Source organism: Allobosea sp. P4_C6, assembly GCF_056402015.1.
The window spans coordinates 24,626-42,770 of the sequence record NZ_JBFUIF010000036.1; the positions used below are offsets into that span (position 1 = coordinate 24,626).

An 18,145-nucleotide genomic window follows, 5' to 3' on the forward strand; every position below is an offset into this window, starting at 1 on the left:
CAGGATGCACGGGGGTGGATTTCGGCGCGATGAACCGGTGCTGCGCAGCCGCAAGGCTGCCCCGGCCGGGGCGAGGGACGTCACAGCGACATGGCGAGCGTTGATACCGCCGAACCGCAGGCGATCATCCGCGACGACGCGGGCACGCTCGCGGTGGCGCTCGCCGGCTCCTGGAGCGCCGATCGTGCTCCGCGCATCGAGGAACTGGTCGAGGAGATCGTCGAGCGTTTGCCGCAGGCGGCGTCGGCCCGCCTCGATCTCTCGGATGTCACCCGCCTCGACACGCTCGGCGCCTATGTCCTCAACCGTTTCAAGGCGCGTCAGATGCGCCACGGCGGATCCATCGACATCGTCAGCGACAAGCCCGAGCACGAGATCCTGCTGGCCGAGGTCCATGTCCACGACGAGGACAAGCCCGCGCCCCACCATCAATTCCGCGTGGTCGACATCCTCGTCAATATCGGCGAAGGCATCGTCCGCTTCGGCCGCGACATGGTCGGCGGCGCGATGTTCCTCGGCGAGGTCGTGGTCGGCTCGGCCAGCGTCGTGCTCGGGCCGCGCAAGTTCCGCGGACCGTCGCTGGTCAACCAGATCGAGCTGATCGCCTTCAACGGCGCGCCGATCATCATGCTGATCTCGTTCCTGGTCGGTTGCATCGTCGCGCAGCAGGGCATCTTCCAGCTGCAGCAGTTCGGCGCCTCGGCCTTCGTCGTGAACCTCACCGGCATCCTGATCCTGCGCGAACTCGCCGTGCTGCTGACCTCGATCATGATCGCCGGTCGCTCCGGCTCGGCCTTCACCGCCGAGATCGGCTCGATGAAGATGCGCGAGGAGATCGATGCGCTGCGCGTGATGGGCCTCGATCCGATCGAGGTGCTGGTCGTGCCGCGCATCCTCGCCTTGATCATCTCGCTGCCGATCCTGACCTTCATTTCGGCGATGGCGGGCCTCGTCGGCGCCGGCCTCGTCGCATGGCTCTATGGCGGCATCGGCGTCGACACCTTCCTCGCCCGGCTGCAATCGGTCATCACCTGGAAGCATTTCGCGGTCGGGCTGATCAAGGCGCCCTTCATGGCCTTCGTCATCGGACTGATCGCGTCGATCGAAGGGCTGGCGGTGAAGGGCTCGGCTGAATCGCTCGGCCGCCAGGTCACGGCGTCGGTGGTGAAGGCGATCTTCATGGTGATCGTCGTCGACGGCCTCTTCGCCATGTTCTTCGCTTCGATCGAGTTCTGACGATGGCAGCCCACGACAGATCTCTCGCTCACGAGGCCGATGCCGCTCCGCCGCCTGCCGATCGGCCGGCCGACGAGCCCGAGGCCGTGATCCGGGTCCGCAACCTCAAGGTCGCCTTCGCCGAGAAGGTCATCATGGACGGGCTCGATCTCGATGTGATGCGCGGCGAGATTCTCGGTTTCGTCGGAGGGTCGGGGCAGGGCAAGTCCGTGCTGACCCGCACCATCCTCGGGCTGGTGCGCAAGGCGCGCGGCACCATCGAAGTCTTCGGTGAGAATGTCGACTCGCTCAACGGCCAGCAGCGCCGCGTTCTCGAGCGCCGCTTCGGGGTGATGTTCCAGCAGGGGGCGCTGTTTTCGGCGCTGACGGTCAAGCAGAACATTCAGGTGCCAATGCGGGAATACCTGAAGCTCTCGCCCGATCTGCTCGATGAGCTGGCTATGGTGAAGCTCGATCTGGTGGGCCTGCCGCTCGACGCCGCCGACAAGGTGCCTTCCGAGCTATCCGGCGGCATGATCAAGCGGGCTGCGCTCGCGCGCGCGCTGGCGCTCGACCCCGAGATCGTCTTCCTCGACGAGCCGACCTCGGGCCTGGACCCGATCGGCGCGGCCGAGTTCGACGACCTCATCATGACGCTGAAACAGACCTTGGGGCTCACCGTCTTCATGGTGACCCACGATCTCGACAGCCTGTATCATGCATGCGATCGAATCGCCGCTCTGGCGGATAAGAAGGTGATCGCGGTCGGTCCGCTTGCGACGATGCTCGCCTCGGAGCATCCGTGGCTGAAGGCCTATTTTGGTGGCGAGCGTGCCATGGCCCGGATGTCGTCCGGGGAGCGGGAACGAAGCAGCTAGGGCATGGAATCGCGCGCCAACTACGCACTTGTCGGCCTCTTCACGCTCGCAGTCCTCGCGGCGGCTTTCGGCTTCGTCTACTGGTTCAACAGCGGCGGAGCCGGACGCAGGGAGAGCGTCCGCGTCATCTTCACCGGCACGGTGACCGGCCTTGGCCGCGGTTCGAGCGTGCTGTTCAACGGCCTGCGCGTCGGCGAGGTCACCAGCATCGAATTGCAGCCGGACGATCCCCGCCGCATCTACGCTGTCATCCAGGTCGCCAGCACGACACCGCTGCGCGAGGACACGCGCGCCCGCATCGAGGCTCAGGGTCTGGCCGGCGTGGTCGCGCTCCAGCTCATCGGCGGTGCGCCCGACGCGCCGGTCTTGACCGCCAAACCCGGCGAGCCGATGCCGACGATCATCGCCGAGCGCTCCGAATTGCAGGACATCATCGAGACCGTGCGCAACGTGGCCCAGAAGGCCGACACGATGCTGACCTCGCTGGATGGGCTAATCAAGCAGAACACCGGGCCGATCAACAACACGGTGCGCAATGTCGAGAAATTCTCGCAGGCGCTCGGCAACAATGCTGACGGCATCGACAAGCTGATGGCCGGCTTTGGCAACCTCGCCGAGACCATTCAACCGCTGTCGCAGAAGCTGCAGTCGCTCAGCGAGGAATTGACGGCGGTGGTGCGCTCGGTCGACCGGCAGAAGGTCGCCAGCATCGTCGAGAACGTCGACAAGTTCACCGGCGCGCTCGGCGGCTCCAGCGCCGATGTCGCCAAGGTGGTCAAGGACGCCGCCTCGATCTCGGCCAAGCTCGACCGCGCGGCCGATCAGGTCGAGGGCGTGCTCAAGGCGGCGAAGGGCTTTCTCGACTCCGGATCGGGTCCCGATGGCCGCAGCGCCTTCCAGGAAGTCGCCGACGCCGCCAAGTCGATCCGCGTTCTTGCCGACAATCTCGACAAGCGCACGGCGGAGATCACATCCGGGATCAACCGCTTCACCGGGCCGGGGCTGCGCGACGTCGAATCGCTCGCCGCCGACGGCAAGCGCACGCTGACGGAACTCAATCGCACGTTGCGGAATTTCGAACGTAACCCGCAGCAGTTCATCTTCGGCGGCAAGCCGCCGCTCCCGCAATACAACGGATCGCGCTAGCTCATGACGACCGAGGCACCGTTCTACCCGGCGACCAAGGCCCGCTGCCTCACGGCTTTCGTGCTGGTCGCCAGCGCATTGCTGGCCGGTTGCGGCGGCTCGACGCCGACGACATTCGACCTTTCGGCACCCAGCGGCTTCGGTCGCGTCGGCGGCTCGCGCGCCGTGATGATCGTCGCCGAGCCGACGGCAGTGCAGGCGCTCGATTCCGACCGGGTCATCGTCAAGGACTCGAGCGGGGCGCTGTCCTTCGTCGGCGGGGCGCAATGGGCGGACCGCATCCCGGCGCTGGTGCAGGCGCGCCTGATCCAGACCTTCGAGAACGCCAGCCGCGTCGGCTCCGTCTCGGCGCCGGGCCAGCGTATCCAGCCCGATGTGCAGCTCAACACCGACATCCGCAGCTTCAACATCGACGCCGCCAGCGGAACGGCGGTGGTCGCGATCACCGCAAAGATCGTCGGCGACCGGACCGGGCAGATCCAGCGCGCGCGCCTATTCTCCGCGCGCGTGCCGGCGGGCGCCGTCGATGGGGCGGGCGCGACGCAGGCGCTAGACCGGGCGCTGTCGCAGGTCCTCGTCGAGATCGTGCGCTGGGCGCGCTGAGATAATGTCTATCTAACGGGTACGCCGGTACGGCTGTTTTCCTGCGCTCCGGCTTGAGCTAGAATCCGATTCTGGCTCGGCCCGAGCCTCCCCCCTCCAGCCGGGGAAGTATCTTTCATACGGGGCATTTTCCGACAATCCGACCGACTGTCCGGGCATCACGCATGAGGAGGGACTGCGCCACCTGCTCGCGATAGGAGGTTCTCGTCATGACGTTGTCGGCCCCGATCCATCAATTGAAACGCAAGGCCAGGCTGCTGAGCCGCAGGGAGCGCATTCCGCTTCACGCCGCGCTCGATCGCATCGCGACCGAAGAAGGCTATCGCAGCTGGAGCCTGCTCGTCGCGAAGCAGCCCCAAATGACGTCCGCCCGCAGGCTGCTGCCTTATCTTCAGCCGGGCGATCTCGTGCTGATGGCGGGGCGGCCTGGGCAGGGCAAGACCTTGGCGAGTCTCGCGCTGCTGGCAGAAGCCATGAAGGCAGGACATCGCGGCGTGTTCCTCACGCTCGAATACACGCTGGCGGACGTGGCGGGCCGCCTGCGTGCGATCGGGATCGAGCCTGACGAGTTCGCCGGCCTTTTCGACTGCGATTGCTCCGATGCAATCAGTGCCGACTACATCACTGCGACGTTGGCCGCTGCGCCGCCCGGAACGGTGGCGGTCATCGACTATCTCCAACTGCTGGACCAGCGGCGCGATACGCCGGAACTGGCCATTCAGGTCAGGGCGCTGAAGGCCTTCGCGCGTGAGCGCGGGCTGATCCTCGTTTTCATCTCGCAAGTCGACCGCGCCTATGAAGCGTCGGGCAAGCCGTTTCCCGATATCGCGGATGTGCGGTTGCCCAACCCGCTCGACCTCGCGCTCTTCGACAAGACCTGCTTCCTGAACAAGGGCGAGGCCCGGATTCAGGCGGCCGCGTAGAGCGTGCCGCGTTTTCGTGAAAAGGCTGGTCATCCCGGACGGAGCGAAGCGGAGATCCGGGATCCATCCCTGACGATCAGCCGGACAGGCTCCGGCATGGATCCCGGGTCAAGCCCGGGGTGACGGCGTGGTTTGGTGCGAAATCAGCACGCTCCAAGGGCGGGGGTCGCAACATCCTGCGCGCCTGAGCGGGCCTCGAAATGAGAAAGGCCGCCGGTGTCGGCGGCCTTTCTGGTTCGGTCGGACCGGGCAGGGCGCTTATTCGAAGCGCCCGCTGGCATGGGCCAGCATGGTGTAGACCTTGCCGGTTTCCGAGGTCAGGTAGGTCTTGGCCACCATCGAGTCGCGGTCGTCCTTGGCGGCTTCACCGAGAAGACGCTCGAACTCGTCGATATAGCGGTCGACCGTATCCTTGAACTCGGTGTCGCGCCGGTATTTGCGGCGGATGTCGTCGAAGGTCTGCTGGCCCTGCAGCGTGTAGAGCCGGCGGGTGAAGACGTTGCGCTCGCCGCGCTTGTAGCGGTCCCACAGCTCGACGGCGGCGTCATGGTCGATCATCCGCGCGATATCGACAGAGAGCGAGTCGAGCTTCTCGATCGAATGCGTCGTCGGCTTGCTCGGCTCCGGCAGCTTGTCCTCGCGCGAGGCGCGGGTCAGCAGGTCCGAGAGCCAGCCGGCCTTGGCGGGCTGCTGCTGCGGGGTGGCCTCGGGCTGGCGGCGAGCGGCTTCCTGCGCCGGAGCCGGACGGCTCGGGGTGGGGGCCGGCTCATTGCGCGGCTCGGCGCGCGGCGTGGCGGCGCGTGCGGGCTCGGCTGCCGCGTCGAGCGACGGCCGCAGCAGGGGCTCTTCCGCTGCAGGCTTCGGCTGCGGCGCCGGGGCGAGGGCCGGGGCCGGCTGCGCCGGGGCAGGGGCCACGGCGACGGCAGTGGTGGTCCGCCGGCTCGCCATATGGTCGATCGGCAGCGAGACGTCGCCGCGCCGGCCGGCACGCGTCACGATCTCGGTGAGGTCGTTCAGCGCCTTGATTTGCTCGGCCACGACCCTGCGCATGGCCGAGGTCGATTCCTGCGCCTCCTGCGGCAGCTCCAGCACACCGCGCTTCAGCTCGGCGCGCGTCGCCTCCAGCTCGCGCTGGATGTCGCCGGTGATGCCGCGCATGTCCTGCGCCGCCTTCTGGAAGCGGTCGGTCACCTTGGCGAGCTCGCCGCTGATCTCGGTCGAGACCTGGGCATAGGCCGCGCGCAGGGCTTCCGCCGTCAGCTCGCGCTCCTTGCCGGTCGCGGCGCGGATCGTCTCGAACTGATGGGCGATCGCGCTCGTCGTCGACTCGGCCGAGTCGGACAGGACGGCGCCGATCTGGCGCGCCCGCGCCTCGGCGGTGCCGAGCGATTCGTCGATCAGCGAGGCGAAGGAGCGGGTGATCGCCTCGACATCCTCGGTGCGGTTCGCGATGAGCCCGTGCAGCTGCTCGAGCGACTCGCGCCGCTCGGACAGCGCCTTGCCGACGCGCCCCTCGATCTGCTCCAGCCGGCCGGCGACGGCGTTGAGCGCCGCGCTGCTGGCCTGCGTCGCTTCGTTGAGCGAGGTGCCGCGGTCGTCGAGCTGGCCGATCAGGGCCGTCGTCTCGCGCAGCGTGCCTTCCGAGAAGCTCTTCAGCTCCGCGATCTGGGCCGTGACCTGCTGCGAGGCGTTGCCCGCCTCCGTCATCACGGTGCCGATCACGTTCTGCAGCTCGCCGACGCGGGTCGACAGGCTGTTCTCGACGGCGGCGAGGTTCTTGTTCGCGCCGTTGACGATCTGCTGCATCAGCTTGTTGGCTTCGCCGAGGCGGCCGAGCATGCCGCCCAGCTCCTCGCGCAACTGCTCGTTCGTGCCGACCAGGGCCTCGACAGACTGCTTCGAGCCGGCTTCGAGCGTCTCGCGCAACGCGTTCGACGAGGCGTCGACCGCATTGGTGATGGCGGCGCCGCGGTCGCGCAGGCCGGCGACGATGGCGTTGCCGCGGCTCTCGAGCGCGCGCACCACCGTCTCGCCGACCGAGGCGAATTCGGCGGCCAGCGCCTCGCCACGCTGGTTCAGCGCCTCGACGGCGCCGCTGCCCTTGGCATCGAAGACCGCGCGCAGCGTTTCGACCCGCTCGTCGAGCGAGTGCGTGATAGCCTCGCCCTGGCGGCCGATGATCTCGACGAGGCCGTGGCCCTTGGCGTCGAAGGCGGCGCGCATGGCGTCCGTCCGCTCTTCCAGCGAGGTTGCGATTGCCGCGCCCTGGCGTTCGAGCGCGGTGACGATGCCGGCGCCCTGGCCTTCGAAGATCGCGCGCAGCTGCTCGGTGCGCTGGTCGAGCGCGCCGGAGATGGCGTCGCCCCGACGGCCGAGCGCAGCGACGATGCCGAGCCCGCGATCGTCGAACAGCGTGCGAAGCTGCTCGGCGCGTTCGGTGAGCGCGGTTGCGAGCGCTTCGCTCTGCCCGGCCAGCGCCGAGACCATGCCGTTGCCTTCATTGCTGAAGAGGGAACGCAGTTCCTGCGCCCGCTCGCTGAGCACGGAGGCGATGGCCTCGGAACGGCCCTGCAGCGTGGCGGCGATTTCGTCGCCGCGGCTGTCGAGCGTGTGCGAGACGGTGTCGAGCCGGTTGACCACGCGCTCCTCGAAGCGCGCGACGCTCTGGTCGAGCGTATCGGCGATCTGGAGGGCGCGGCCGCCGAGCGTCGCGTTGATCGTGTCGGCCTTGTCGCTGAGCGTGCGGGTGAGCGACTCGCTCTTCGAGGTGACGACCTCGCCGATCTCGTCCGCCTTGGCCGCCAGCGCGCGGGTGACCTCGCGGCCACCCTCGGCCAGCACGCGGGCGATATCGACCGTGCGCTCGACCAGCGCCTCGTTGAGGGCGGTTGCGCGCGAGCCGAGGCTGCCGTCGATGCGCGCGATCAGGCTGTCGAGCGTGCCGGCGATCTCGGCGCTCTTGGCGCCGGAGCGATCCTCGAACAGCTTGATCTGGCCTTCCATCGCATCGGCTGCTTCGCGGGTGCGGTGCGCGAGGAGCTCGGCCGCTTCGAGCGCACGCGTGCCGACCTTGTCGGCCAGCGAAACGCCATCCTCGGAGATCAGCTTCTCGACCTGGGCGATGCCGCTATGCAGGGCTTCGGTGAGGTCGCGTGCATCGCCCGAGATCTTGGCGGTCAGCGCGCCGCCCTGATGGACGATCAGGTCCTCGAAGGCGCTGAGGCGCGCGCCGAGCGCGGTTTCGACGTCGCGGCCCTGCGTGTCGAACAGCGCGGAGAATGCCGACAGGCGCCCGCCGAGAGCCGTCTCGATCTCGCGGCCGCGCTCGTCGAAGAGCCTGGTCAGCGCGTCGTGGCGGGTGGCGAGCGCTTCGGTCAGGGCCTGGGCGCGGCCCTCGACCGAGCGCAGCATCGATTCGGCGTTGGCCGACAGCGCCTCGTTGACGCGGCCGCCCTGCTGGGTCAGCGCCAGCACGATCTCGCGGCCGGTGCCGGCGAGCAGGGTGCGGGCCTCTTCCGCATGGACGGTGAAGGTGTCGCGCAGCCCCTGCGTCGCCTCGACGACGCGGTCGGCGACATGGCGGCCGTCGACATTGATCGTCTCGGTGAGGGTGCGGGTCGCATCGGTCATGCGGCGCGCCAGATCCTCGCTCTGCTCGCCGAGCAGGGTGTGGACTTCGCGGCCGGTGTTGACGAGGTCGCGGACCATCGTCTCGCGCTGCTCGCCGAGCAGAGCGCCGACCTTGTCGCCGGTCTCGCCGATGCTGACGAGGAAGCCGGTCTGCTGCTGCTCCAGTGCGTTCTGGGCGGCCTCGACGCTGGCGTTCACGCGGGCGGCCAGGGCCGCGCCACGCTCGTCCAGCCTCTGGTCGATGCTCTCGCCGGTATCGGCGAGGCGGGAAATCAGCGCGTTGCTGCGCTCGGACAGGATGCCGTGCACAGAGCGGCCGACATCGGCGACGCGGCTGGCCAGGGCCTGGCCCTCGCTGCCGAGCAGATCCTTGATCTCGAGCCCGGCCTGCGAAACCTTCACGGTCATGGCGCCGGCCTGCTCGTCCAGTAGTGCGCTGACGCGCATGCCGGTCTCGGAAAGCCCGGAGATCAGGCGCTCGCTCTCGCTGCCGACGACGCTGCTGACGTCCTGGCCGGCCTGGGTCAGGCGGCTGACGAGCAGCTCGCTCTCATCGCGCAGGCGGGTCTCGACGGTGTTGACGGCGCCCGACACGCTGGCGACCAGCGCCTCGCTGCGTTCGGACAGGAGCTTGGCGACATCGGCACCGGCGTTCGAGACGCGGGCGACCGTGGCATCGCCCTGTTCGCCCATGAGAGCTGCGAGGCTGCGGCCGGCATCCGAGACATTGGCGACGGCGATCTCGCTGCGCTCCACAAGCAGGCGCGACAGATCGCTGCCGGCTTCGGAGACACGCGCGACGGCGGTGTCGCTCTGCTCGCCGACGAGGCTGGCGAGCTCGCGGCCTGCGCCGGAGACGCGGTCGACGAGCTTTTCGGCCTGCTGATCGAGCAGCGCATGCACGGTCTCGCCGGTCTCGCCGAGGCGGTCGACCAGCTTGCCGCCCTGTTCGGTGAACAGGCCGTGGACCTGGCCGGCGACATCCGTGATGCGGCCGGTCAGCGTGTCGCCATGCTTCTCGACGGCTGCGCCGAGGCTCTGGCCGGCATCGCCGACGCGCAGGATGATGGCTTCGCTGCGCTCACGCAGCACGTCGTCGACGGTGCGGGCGGTGTCGTTGAGGCGGCCGACCAGCGTGTCGCCATGCGTGCCGATGAGGCTGTGGACGCTTTCGCCGACCTGCGTGAGGCGAGCGGCAATGGCTTCGTTCTGGCGGGTGAGCAGGCTGTTGACCCCGCGCCCGACCTCGGCGAGGCGGGTGGTGACGCTCTCGCCCTCGTCGGAAAGGGCGCTGCGCAGCGCTTCGCCGGATTCGGACAGGCGCTGCTGCAGGGCTTCGCTCTGGCTCTCGATCAGCGCGACCATGTTGCGGCTGCTCGTCTCGAAGCGCTCCGCTGCCTCGGTTCCGCGCGCGGAGATGTCCTTCGCCAGGGTTTCGCCGGTGGTCTTCAGCGTCTCGTTGACCGCATCGACGCGGGTCGTCAGCGTCTCGGCGACCTGCATGCCGGTGTCGCTGATGGCGCGGGTGACGCCCTGGGCGCTGGTGGTCAGGCCCTCGGTCAGCACCACGCCCGTGCGCTCCAGCGAGCCGGCGATTTCCTTGGCGCGGCCGTCGAGCATCGTCGAAAGATTGTCGCTGGCTCCGGCCAGCCGCTCGGACACTTCGCCCGAGGTGATCTGAAGCCGCTCGACGAGATCATGCCCGCGGCCGCTGATCTCCTCGACCATGCGTTCGCCGGCCCGGCCGAGCGCCTGGGTGATCTGGTCGCCCTTGGCGCCGAGCGAGCCGGTGACGCGGTCGCCGGCCTGCGCGACGGCCTCGGCGATGGTGCGGCTGGCGCTGTCGAGGTCCTTGGCGAGGCCGTCATGGGCGCCGCTGATGGCGAGCTTGACGCGTTCGGCATTGCCGACCACGGCCTCGCGCTGGGTGACGAGCTCGTCGATCAGCGAGCGCAGCCGGATTTCGTTGTCGGCATAGGCGCGCTCGAGCGTCGAGATCTCGCCGCGCACGATCGTCTCCAACTCGCCCGCACGCGCCACGGCACGCTCGATGCCGTCGCCCATGGCGGCGACCTCGCGGCGGATGGTCTGGCTGAGCGACAGCACGGAATCGGCGCCGGCGATCTCGGGCTCGGCAAGCCGCAGAGCGACTTCCGTCATGGCGCGCGAGATCAGGCGCATTTCCTGGGTGCGGCGATAGAGCGCCGCCAGCACGAAGAAGAACACGACCGGGGCACCGATCGACAACGCGAGCAGCGTCCATTCGCCGATGCCGAAATTGGCGACAGGCTCGGGCAGGCCGTTGCTGAAGGAGCCGTAGCGGCCGAACAGCACGAAGGCGGCGCCGCTCAGCCAGGCGAACGAGGCGAGGGCCGCGAACCAATAAGGCTTGCGCGACGGGCGCACGGAGAAGGCTTGCACCAGCGAGCTGGAATCGCGGCGGTCGTCATTGGCGACGCGGCTGGTGTCGGGCGCGATCGCAGCACGCGGTTGCGCGGGCTGCTGCGGGGGATGGGTTACCGGCGCAGGCGGCGCGGCCGCCGGAGCAGGCTCGACGCGCGGCAGTTCGAGCCTGAGATCGTCCTCGCTGGTGGCGGGCAGCCGGGGCTCGGTGCTGACCGCCGTTTCCGACTCGCCGCTGGCGGTGTCGGAGTGCGGCTGGTCAAGGCGGAGCGCCTCCTCGATCGCCGACATCGCAGCTTCAGTGGGATCCTGGAGCTTCTTGGGTCGATTCATCGTTGCCGCCTCGCCACGCTACTGACGATGGACGCGAAAGCCCGTCCCCGCCGTCCCTCGCCGCCTCTGGCTGGGATGATCGGTGACACTGCGCCCATCATTTACCAATTGGAAGGGTAGTGGAGCCCCGGACCCTTGGAAACCCATTTGAGTGCTCGATTCACAAACGTCGTTAACGCCTCGTTCACCATCATGGCGCTTCTTGGAGGGGGTAAGACCGCTCGTGCGGCCGTCAGATGTTCATGCGTTCACGAGTTTCCTCATGTCCCAGAATGCCATCGATACCGAGCACCTTTCCCGCCAGAGCGGCGGTGACCACGAGCTCGAGCGGGAGTTGCTGACGCTGTTCGCCCAGCAATGCGTCGCGCATCTGCGCACCATCCACGGCAGCGCCGACAGGAAGGCCAGGATGGACGCGGCCCATACGCTGAAGGGTGCGGCGCTCGCGATCGGCGCCTGGCAGGTCGCGGAAGCAGCCGACAGGATCGAGCACGGCCTCGGCGAGCCGGAGTCGCGCCTGACCGATAGCGCCCTGGACGCGCTGGCGCTGGCCGCGGCCGAGGCGCGGGCCGTGATCTCGCGCTTCGATTGCGCGGCCTGATCGGGTCGCTGCCGCGCGAAACCCCGTTCCGCGCCGCTTTGAAATGCTCTAAGCGGAGCCCGTCATCGCGCCGCCGGAGTGCCTCATGCCGAATATCACCTTCATCGACGCTCACGGAGAGAGCCGCACCGTCGAGGGCGAGACCGGCTCCACCGTGATGGAGACGGCGATCCGCAACGCGATCCCCGGTATCGAAGCGGAATGCGGCGGCGCCTGCGCCTGCGCCACCTGCCACGTCTATGTCGACGATGCCTGGATGGCAGCCGTCGGCCCTGCCGAGCCGATGGAGGAGGACATGCTGGACTTCGCCTTCGACGTCCGTCCGAACTCGCGCCTCTCCTGCCAGATCCGGATCCGCGACAACCTCGACGGCCTCATCGTCCGCACGCCAGCGCGCCAGGGCTAGAGCGAGGTGACTTCTCTGAACCGCAGCGCGTCCCGGCCTTGAGCCGGATCCGTCGGAGGGTTCCGGAGCTCTGCGATGGATCCCGGATCGGCGCTGCTGCGCAGCTTGTCCGGGATGACGCCCTTTCTACGTGGGGAATCAGCAGGTGCTGGCCTGACGCGCGACGCCGCGCCGCATCGTGCATTTTGCGCTGGATCATGGCGCGGGCGCTGTCAAACTCCAGAATGGTTCTGCAACCAGCCTTGGAGGATACGATGTACAAGTCGATCATGGTTCCCGTCGACCTCGCGGAGGCCGAGCTCGCCCGGCCGGCGCTTGTGGCTGCCGTATCCTTCGCGAAGATTTCGGGCGGCACGGTGCGGCTCGTCTATGTCCGCTCGCTGATCCCTATCACCTACATGGAGTTCGTGCCGGCGGACTTCGATTCCGAGCAGCAGGAGGATGCCGAGGCGAAGCTCGCCGAGATCGCCGCCAAGGTCGACCTGCCGTCCGAGCAGGTCTCGGCCAAGGTGCTGATCGGCTCCGTCCATGGCGAGGTGCTGGCCGAAGCGGACGCCAGCGGCGCCGACCTCATCGTCATCGGCTCGCATGAGCCCGGCATGCTGGCCTATGTCATCGGCTCGAACGCGTCCGCGATCGTGCGCCGGGCCAAATGCTCGGTGCTGGTGGTTCGTTGAACTTCAGCCCGGCCGGCCGGGGACGAGGCTGTCCGGCACTTCGCCGGTCGCGAGCTCGCGCGGCCGGTTGAGGCTGACGAGCGGCCAGACCTGCCAGAACGAGGCAGCCACCAGGAGGATGCCGAGCAGCGCGGCATTGGTCGCGCCCTGCTGGAACGCCCGCAGCGAGAAGCCGGTCAGCATCAGCAGCGACAGCGCCCCGACGATGGCGACGCCGAGCCAGATCGGCTTCGGCCGGCCCGCGACGAAGCGGGCGCGCGGATTGGCCCGCGCGATCGCGGCGCACAGGGCCGCGACGAAGTGGTGGTAGCGCGCATCGTCGCGGTCGAGATCGGTCAGGGAACGCCAGGACAGATTGCCGAAGGTCACGGTCCGGCCGTCGCTGAGCCGAAGCTGCGTCTTGTAGCCCTTCGAGGAGATATTGCCCGGCGCGTAGACGAAGCGGACCTGCTCGACGGCGCTGAGCCGGATGCTGTCGACCCGGCGCGTCCGGTCGATCTCGAGCGTATCGCCGTCCAGCTTGTAGGCGATCTCGAAGCCGACCGGCTTCGGGCGCTGGCGCCAGCTCGGCGGAGGGGCGTCGTCTTGATCGTTCGTCATGGCCGGTAGTTAAAGCATCGGCCCGAAAAGTGGAATGCGGTTTTCGGGAAAGCCGATGCAAGATCAAAGCTCTACGGTATCGGGCCGAATACGGATGCTGTCGGGCATTCCGGCTGCCCAAGGGAAGCGGGCCGATCGTCGGGGGTCAGCGCGCGAGAACCTTCATGGCGCCGTCGAGCCCGTCGAGCGTCAGCGGGAACATGCGCCCGCCCATCAGCCCGCCGATCTGGCGGATGGACTGGGTGTAGTTCCACAGATGCTGCTGGACCGGGTTGAGCCAGACCGATTTCGGGAATTTCGCGGTCAGCCTGTTCATCCAGACCTCGCCGGCCTCCTCGTTCCAGTGCTCGACCGAGCCGCCGGGCATCGCGATCTCGTAGGGGCTCATCGAGGCATCGCCGACGAAGACCAGCCGGTAATCGTCCGGATAGGTCCGCAGCACGTCCCAGGTCGGGATCTGCTGGTCGTGGCGTCGCCGGTTCTCCTTCCACACCCGCTCATAGGGGCAGTTGTGGAAATAAAAATGCTCGAAATGCTTGAACTCCGCCCGCGCGGCAGAGAAGAGCTCCTCGGCCAGCTCGATATGCCAGTCCATCGAGCCGCCGACATCGAGGAAGAGCAGCACCTTGACGGCGTTGCGGCGCTCGGGCCGCAGCTGGACGTCGAGATAGCCGTGCTTGGCGGTCTCGCTGATCGTGGTGTCGAGGTCGAGTTCCTCGGCCGCGCCCGTGCGGGCGAAGCGGCGCAGGCGCCTCAGCGCGATGCGCAGGTTGCGCACGCCGAGTTCGCGCGTGTCGTCGAAATCCTTGAACTCGCGTTTGTCCCAGACCTTCACCGCCCGGAAGTTGCGGTTCTTGTCCTGGCCGATGCGGATGCCTTCGGGATTGTAGCCATAGGCGCCGAAAGGTGAGGTGCCTCCGGTGCCGATCCATTTGTTGCCGCCCTGGTGACGGCCCTTCTGCTCGTCGAGCCGCGCTTTAAGCGTCTCCCAGAGCTTCTCCCAGCCCAGCGCTTCGAGCTGCGCCTTCTCTTCGTCGGTCAGGAATTTTTCGGCGAGCTTGCGCAGCCATTCCTCGGGAATGCCGGCCTGCTCGATCGCCTGGCCGAGTGTCTCCATGCCCTTGAACACCTGGGCGAAGACCTGGTCGAACTTGTCGAGATGGCGCTCGTCCTTCACCAGCGTGACGCGGGCGAGATAATAGAACTCGTCGACCCTGTGTTCGGCGAGATCGGCCTCGACGCCTTCGAGCAGCGTCAGATACTCGCGCAGGGTCACGGGGACCTTGGCGGCGCGCAGATCGGTGAAGAGGCGAAGGAACATGAGACAGCGTCATTCTCGGGCGGCGCGAAGCGTAGACCCGAGAATCTCGTCGAAGAGATGCTCGGGTCAAGCCCGAGCATGACGACGAGACTCAAGCAGCGTCCACGTCTGATGCGCGAACGCTGCCTGATCCCGATGCTGGCTTTACGCCACCGCGTCGGCAAGGTCCTTGGTGACCTTGAACTTCACGACGGTCTTGGCGGGAACCTTGATGGTCGCGCCGGTCGAGGGGTTACGGGCCTCGCGGGCTTCGCGCTTGGCAGCGGAGAGCTTGCCGATGCCGCCGAGCGTGACGTCGTCGCCGCTCTTCAGCGTCTTGGCGACGGTCGTGCCGAGAGAGGCCAGGATGGCGGAAACGTCCGCCTTGGTCTTGCCGGTCTCGTCGGCGATGGCGGCAATCAGTTCATTCTTGGTCATGAAAATCCTCCTTGAGAAGGTGCTTCAGGCGTCGCGTGCTGGACTACGGCCGTTCATGCTGGTTTCCGACACGAGCGACCGCGACACATTGCTGCTATTCGCGGCGCGCAACTCACGCAGTTGCCACGGTTATCGCGGAAAGACGATGCCCGTGGCGGTAGATACGCACAGAAAACGGCTTCGTTCCGCCGATCGAGGGTTTGACGAAGCGATCTGGGCGGGGCTGAAGGGTTCCGGGACCGCCGCTGACGCAGGCAGAGGCGGGCACGGCGCGAATCGCAGCGCCGGCGGACGGAAGGCCGCCAGCGCTGGTGGACAGTAGGCTCAAGCCTGGATGCCGTCGACGTACCAGTCCATCTTGGAGAGCATCTCGTCGCTGGCCTTCTCGCCAGCCTTGAGGCGCACGACGCCCTTCTGGTCCTTGAGTTCGCCGGTGAAGGGGTGGAGCGTGCCGGCCGAAATGCCCTTGATCACCTCGTCGGCGGCGGCGCGGGCCGCAGGTGTGACCGCATCGTTATAAGGCGCGATCCGAACCATGCCGGCCTTGAGCCCGTCCCAGACGTCGCCGGTCTTCCAGCTGCCGTCCATCACGTCCTTGACGCGCTTGATGTAGTAGCCCGACCAGTCGTCGACGATGGCGGTGAGATGCGCCTTGGGCGCGAAGGCCTTCATGTCGGACGCCTGGCCGAACGCGAAGACGCCGCGCTGCTCGGCCGCCTGCAAAGGCGCCGCCGAGTCGGTGTGCTGGGTGATCATGTCCGCGCCCTGGTCGATCAGCGCCTTGGCGGCGTCGGCTTCCTTGGCCGGATCGTACCAGGTGGAGGCCCAGACGACCTTGGTCTTGAAGTTCGGGTTCACCTTGCGCGCGGCGAGATGGAAGGCGTTGATGCCCATCACCACCTCGGGGATCGGAAAGGAGGCGACATAGCCGGCCTGACCGGTCTTCGACATGTGGCCGGCGATGGTGCCGATCACGGCGCGGCCTTCGTAGAAGCGGGCGTTGTAGGTCGCGACGTTGTCGGCGCGCATATAGCCGGTGGCGTGCTCGAAATGGATCTTCGGGAACTGCTTGGCGACCTGGATGGTCGGGTTCATGAAGCCGAACGAGGTCGCGAAGATCAGCTGGTTGCCGGCCTGGGCGAGCTGGCGGATGGCGCGGGCCGCGTCCGGCCCTTCGGCGACGTTCTCGAGGAAGCTCGTCTTGATCTTCGGGCCGTATTCCTTCTCGAGGGCGAGGCGCCCCTGGTCATGGGTCCAGGTGTAGCCATGGTCGCCGATCGGGCCGACATACACGAACCCGACGCCGAGCGGGGCCTGTGCCGAAGCACCACGGCCGAGGATGGGCAGAGTCGAGGCAGCGGCGGCGCCGAAGGTCAGCCTGCGGCGGGTGATGATGCTGGTCATGAGGTGAACTCCCCGTTGTCGGTTGCGGCGTCAGGACGCCGAGAAGGGTTTGCCGAGGCAGGCAGGTGCGTCGAGCCGGCCGGTCTTTCGTCCTAGCGACATCATGGTCAGAACCGCAATCGTCGCAAGGTAGGGGGCCATCGCCAGCACCTCGGGCGCGAGCCAGCTGATGCCGGCGGCCTTGGCCTGCAGCTCCAGCGTCATCACCGCGCCGAAGAGATAGGCGCCGAGCAGGAGGCGGCCCGGCTTCCAGGCCGAGAAGACGACGAGCGCCAGCGCGATCCAGCCGCGCCCGGCGGTCAGGCGTTCTGCCCACATCGGCGTCAGCGCCAGCGAGAAATAGGCGCCGCCCAGCCCCGCCAGCGCGCCGCCGAAGGCGACGGCGGCATAGCGGATGGCGATCACCGGATAGCCGATGGCATGGGCGGAGCCGTCATTCTCGCCCACGGCGCGCAGGATCAGCCCCGGGCGCGTGCGCCGCAGGAAGAAGCCGACGCCCGCGACCAGGATCAGCGAGAGATAGACGAGGAGATCGTGCCCGAAGATCACCCGCAGCACCGGGTGTTCCGACAGCGCCGCCGGAAACACCGGTTGCAGCCGCGTTACCGTCCGCCCGACGAAGCCGGCCCCGATCAGCGAGGAGGCGCCGATGCCGAAGATCGTCAGCGCCAGCCCGGTCGCCACCTGATTGGCCATCAGCGAGAGCGAAAGCACCGCGAAGACCATGGAGGCCGCAACGCCGGCGAAGGCCGCCGCAACGAGGCCGAAGCCGGTGCTGCCGGTCGAGAAGGCGACGGCGAAGCCGGCGACCGCGCCGCACAGCATCATGCCCTCGACGCCGAGATTGAGCACGCCGGCCTTCTCGGCGACGAGCTCGCCCAGGGCCGCCAGCAGCAGCGGCGTCGAGGCCGCGATCAGCGTCATCAGGATGGAGACGAGCATGGTGGTGGTCATGGAAACGCACCGTCATTCCGGGGCTTCGCGCAGCGAAGCGCCCGGAATCCAGAAGCGCGGGTCGATCCTGAAAAGGCGCTGTCGGGCTCACGCCTTCGGCTTGCCCCGGAATGACGTCGGAGACTGGTGGGAATTGCCGTCACGCCACCCTCCGCCTCCAGACGATCCGCCACCGCACCAGCACGTCGGTCGCGAGCAGCATGAACAGCAGCATCGCCTGGAACATGCCCGTCGCCGCCTGCGGCAGGCGCACGGTCGACTGTGCGATCTCGCCGCCGACATAGGTCGCGGCCAGAACGATGCCGCCGAAGACGATGCCGAGCGGGTGAAGCCGCCCAAGAAACGCGACGATGATCGCCGTAAAGCCGTATCCGACCGGGAATTGCGGCGTGAGCTGCCCGAACGGGCCGGCAGCCTCGAACAGCCCGGCGAGGCCTGCCAGCGCGCCGCCGATCAGCAGCGTCGCCCATGTCGTGCGCGCGGCACTGAAGCCGCCATGGCGGGCCGCCGCAGGCGCGAGCCCCACCACCTTCACGGCATAGCCAGCCGTCGTCTTCTCCATGAGCAGCCAGGCGACGACCGCAAGCAGCAGCGCGACGGGGATGCCGAGATGGACGAGAGAGCCCTCCCACAT

At 67.8% G+C, this 18,145-nt stretch carries 15 protein-coding genes; 8 read left to right on the plus strand and 7 right to left on the minus strand.

What is annotated here, in order from left to right; all coding sequences use genetic code 11:
- The first annotated feature begins 90 nt into the window (after positions 1-90).
- The 5 genes from AC1DVA_RS21035 (at position 91) to AC1DVA_RS21055 (ending at position 4,765) form a co-directional block, all read left to right on the plus strand.
- Positions 91-1,236 carry an ABC transporter permease gene (locus AC1DVA_RS21035; RefSeq protein ID WP_265052440.1) on the plus strand — a complete coding sequence of 382 codons (1,146 nt, stop codon included), beginning with the start codon at positions 91-93 and terminating at the stop codon, positions 1,234-1,236.
- 2 nt (positions 1,237-1,238) lie between these two features.
- Positions 1,239-2,093, plus strand: coding sequence for an ABC transporter ATP-binding protein (locus AC1DVA_RS21040; RefSeq protein WP_476807153.1), 855 nt, complete (start codon positions 1,239-1,241; stop codon positions 2,091-2,093).
- A gap of 3 nt (positions 2,094-2,096) precedes the next feature.
- On the plus strand, positions 2,097-3,239 hold the full coding sequence (locus AC1DVA_RS21045; protein ID WP_476807154.1) for an MlaD family protein: 1,143 nt from the start codon (positions 2,097-2,099) through the stop codon (positions 3,237-3,239).
- A 3-nt stretch (positions 3,240-3,242) separates the two neighbouring features.
- Positions 3,243-3,842, plus strand: coding sequence for an ABC-type transport auxiliary lipoprotein family protein (locus tag AC1DVA_RS21050; protein ID WP_265052443.1), 600 nt, complete (start codon positions 3,243-3,245; stop codon positions 3,840-3,842).
- 209 nt (positions 3,843-4,051) lie between these two features.
- Positions 4,052-4,765 (plus strand): DNA helicase, encoded by a 714-nt coding sequence (locus tag AC1DVA_RS21055; RefSeq protein ID WP_476807155.1) that lies wholly within the window; start codon positions 4,052-4,054, stop codon positions 4,763-4,765.
- Positions 4,766-5,023: 258 nt separating this feature from the next.
- Here AC1DVA_RS21055 and AC1DVA_RS21060 read toward each other — a convergent pair whose 3' ends face one another.
- Positions 5,024-11,131, minus strand: coding sequence for an apolipoprotein A-IV repeat region-like domain-containing protein (locus AC1DVA_RS21060; RefSeq protein ID WP_476807156.1), 6,108 nt, complete (start codon positions 11,129-11,131; stop codon positions 5,024-5,026).
- Between the two features lie 262 nt (positions 11,132-11,393).
- Here AC1DVA_RS21060 and AC1DVA_RS21065 point away from each other — a divergent pair, with 262 nt between their 5' ends.
- The 3 genes from AC1DVA_RS21065 (at position 11,394) to AC1DVA_RS21075 (ending at position 12,815) form a co-directional block, all read left to right on the plus strand.
- Complete coding sequence (locus tag AC1DVA_RS21065; RefSeq protein WP_476807157.1) at positions 11,394-11,732, plus strand: Hpt domain-containing protein; 339 nt, start codon at positions 11,394-11,396, stop codon at positions 11,730-11,732.
- A gap of 85 nt (positions 11,733-11,817) precedes the next feature.
- Positions 11,818-12,138 carry a 2Fe-2S iron-sulfur cluster-binding protein gene (locus AC1DVA_RS21070; RefSeq protein WP_476807158.1) on the plus strand — a complete coding sequence of 107 codons (321 nt, stop codon included), beginning with the start codon at positions 11,818-11,820 and terminating at the stop codon, positions 12,136-12,138.
- Positions 12,139-12,392: 254 nt separating this feature from the next.
- Complete coding sequence (locus AC1DVA_RS21075; protein WP_476807159.1) at positions 12,393-12,815, plus strand: universal stress protein; 423 nt, start codon at positions 12,393-12,395, stop codon at positions 12,813-12,815.
- A gap of 3 nt (positions 12,816-12,818) precedes the next feature.
- Here the strand turns inward: AC1DVA_RS21075 and AC1DVA_RS21080 are convergent, their stop codons facing one another.
- The 6 genes from AC1DVA_RS21080 to AC1DVA_RS21105 all read right to left on the minus strand — a co-directional run.
- Positions 12,819-13,415: a hypothetical protein gene (locus AC1DVA_RS21080; protein WP_476807160.1), complete on the minus strand. Its 597-nt coding sequence runs from the start codon at positions 13,413-13,415 to the stop codon at positions 12,819-12,821.
- Positions 13,416-13,560: 145 nt separating this feature from the next.
- Positions 13,561-14,736, minus strand: a complete 1,176-nt coding sequence (locus AC1DVA_RS21085) for a vWA domain-containing protein (protein WP_476807161.1) — start codon at positions 14,734-14,736, stop codon at positions 13,561-13,563.
- A 144-nt stretch (positions 14,737-14,880) separates the two neighbouring features.
- Complete coding sequence (locus tag AC1DVA_RS21090; RefSeq protein WP_265052451.1) at positions 14,881-15,153, minus strand: HU family DNA-binding protein; 273 nt, start codon at positions 15,151-15,153, stop codon at positions 14,881-14,883.
- A 324-nt stretch (positions 15,154-15,477) separates the two neighbouring features.
- Entirely contained in the window at positions 15,478-16,557 is a 1,080-nt protein-coding gene (locus AC1DVA_RS21095) for a BMP family ABC transporter substrate-binding protein (protein WP_476807162.1), read from the minus strand.
- Positions 16,558-16,587: 30 nt separating this feature from the next.
- Positions 16,588-17,511 (minus strand): ABC transporter permease, encoded by a 924-nt coding sequence (locus AC1DVA_RS21100; protein WP_476807163.1) that lies wholly within the window; start codon positions 17,509-17,511, stop codon positions 16,588-16,590.
- A gap of 139 nt (positions 17,512-17,650) precedes the next feature.
- The coding region (locus tag AC1DVA_RS21105; RefSeq protein ID WP_476807164.1) for an ABC transporter permease subunit at positions 17,651-18,145 on the minus strand (495 nt) is incomplete at its 5' end.

Coding starts and splice junctions, on each gene's coding strand:
- AC1DVA_RS21035 (WP_265052440.1), top strand. CDS start 91: ATGGCGAGCGTTGATACCGCCGAACCGCAGGCGATCATCCGCGACGAC.
- AC1DVA_RS21040 (WP_476807153.1), top strand. CDS start 1,239: ATGGCAGCCCACGACAGATCTCTCGCTCACGAGGCCGATGCCGCTCCG.
- AC1DVA_RS21045 (WP_476807154.1), top strand. CDS start 2,097: ATGGAATCGCGCGCCAACTACGCACTTGTCGGCCTCTTCACGCTCGCA.
- AC1DVA_RS21050 (WP_265052443.1), top strand. CDS start 3,243: ATGACGACCGAGGCACCGTTCTACCCGGCGACCAAGGCCCGCTGCCTC.
- AC1DVA_RS21055 (WP_476807155.1), top strand. CDS start 4,052: ATGACGTTGTCGGCCCCGATCCATCAATTGAAACGCAAGGCCAGGCTG.
- AC1DVA_RS21060 (WP_476807156.1), bottom strand. CDS start 11,131: ATGAATCGACCCAAGAAGCTCCAGGATCCCACTGAAGCTGCGATGTCG.
- AC1DVA_RS21065 (WP_476807157.1), top strand. CDS start 11,394: ATGTCCCAGAATGCCATCGATACCGAGCACCTTTCCCGCCAGAGCGGC.
- AC1DVA_RS21070 (WP_476807158.1), top strand. CDS start 11,818: ATGCCGAATATCACCTTCATCGACGCTCACGGAGAGAGCCGCACCGTC.
- AC1DVA_RS21075 (WP_476807159.1), top strand. CDS start 12,393: ATGTACAAGTCGATCATGGTTCCCGTCGACCTCGCGGAGGCCGAGCTC.
- AC1DVA_RS21080 (WP_476807160.1), bottom strand. CDS start 13,415: ATGACGAACGATCAAGACGACGCCCCTCCGCCGAGCTGGCGCCAGCGC.
- AC1DVA_RS21085 (WP_476807161.1), bottom strand. CDS start 14,736: ATGTTCCTTCGCCTCTTCACCGATCTGCGCGCCGCCAAGGTCCCCGTG.
- AC1DVA_RS21090 (WP_265052451.1), bottom strand. CDS start 15,153: ATGACCAAGAATGAACTGATTGCCGCCATCGCCGACGAGACCGGCAAG.
- AC1DVA_RS21095 (WP_476807162.1), bottom strand. CDS start 16,557: ATGACCAGCATCATCACCCGCCGCAGGCTGACCTTCGGCGCCGCCGCT.
- AC1DVA_RS21100 (WP_476807163.1), bottom strand. CDS start 17,511: ATGACCACCACCATGCTCGTCTCCATCCTGATGACGCTGATCGCGGCC.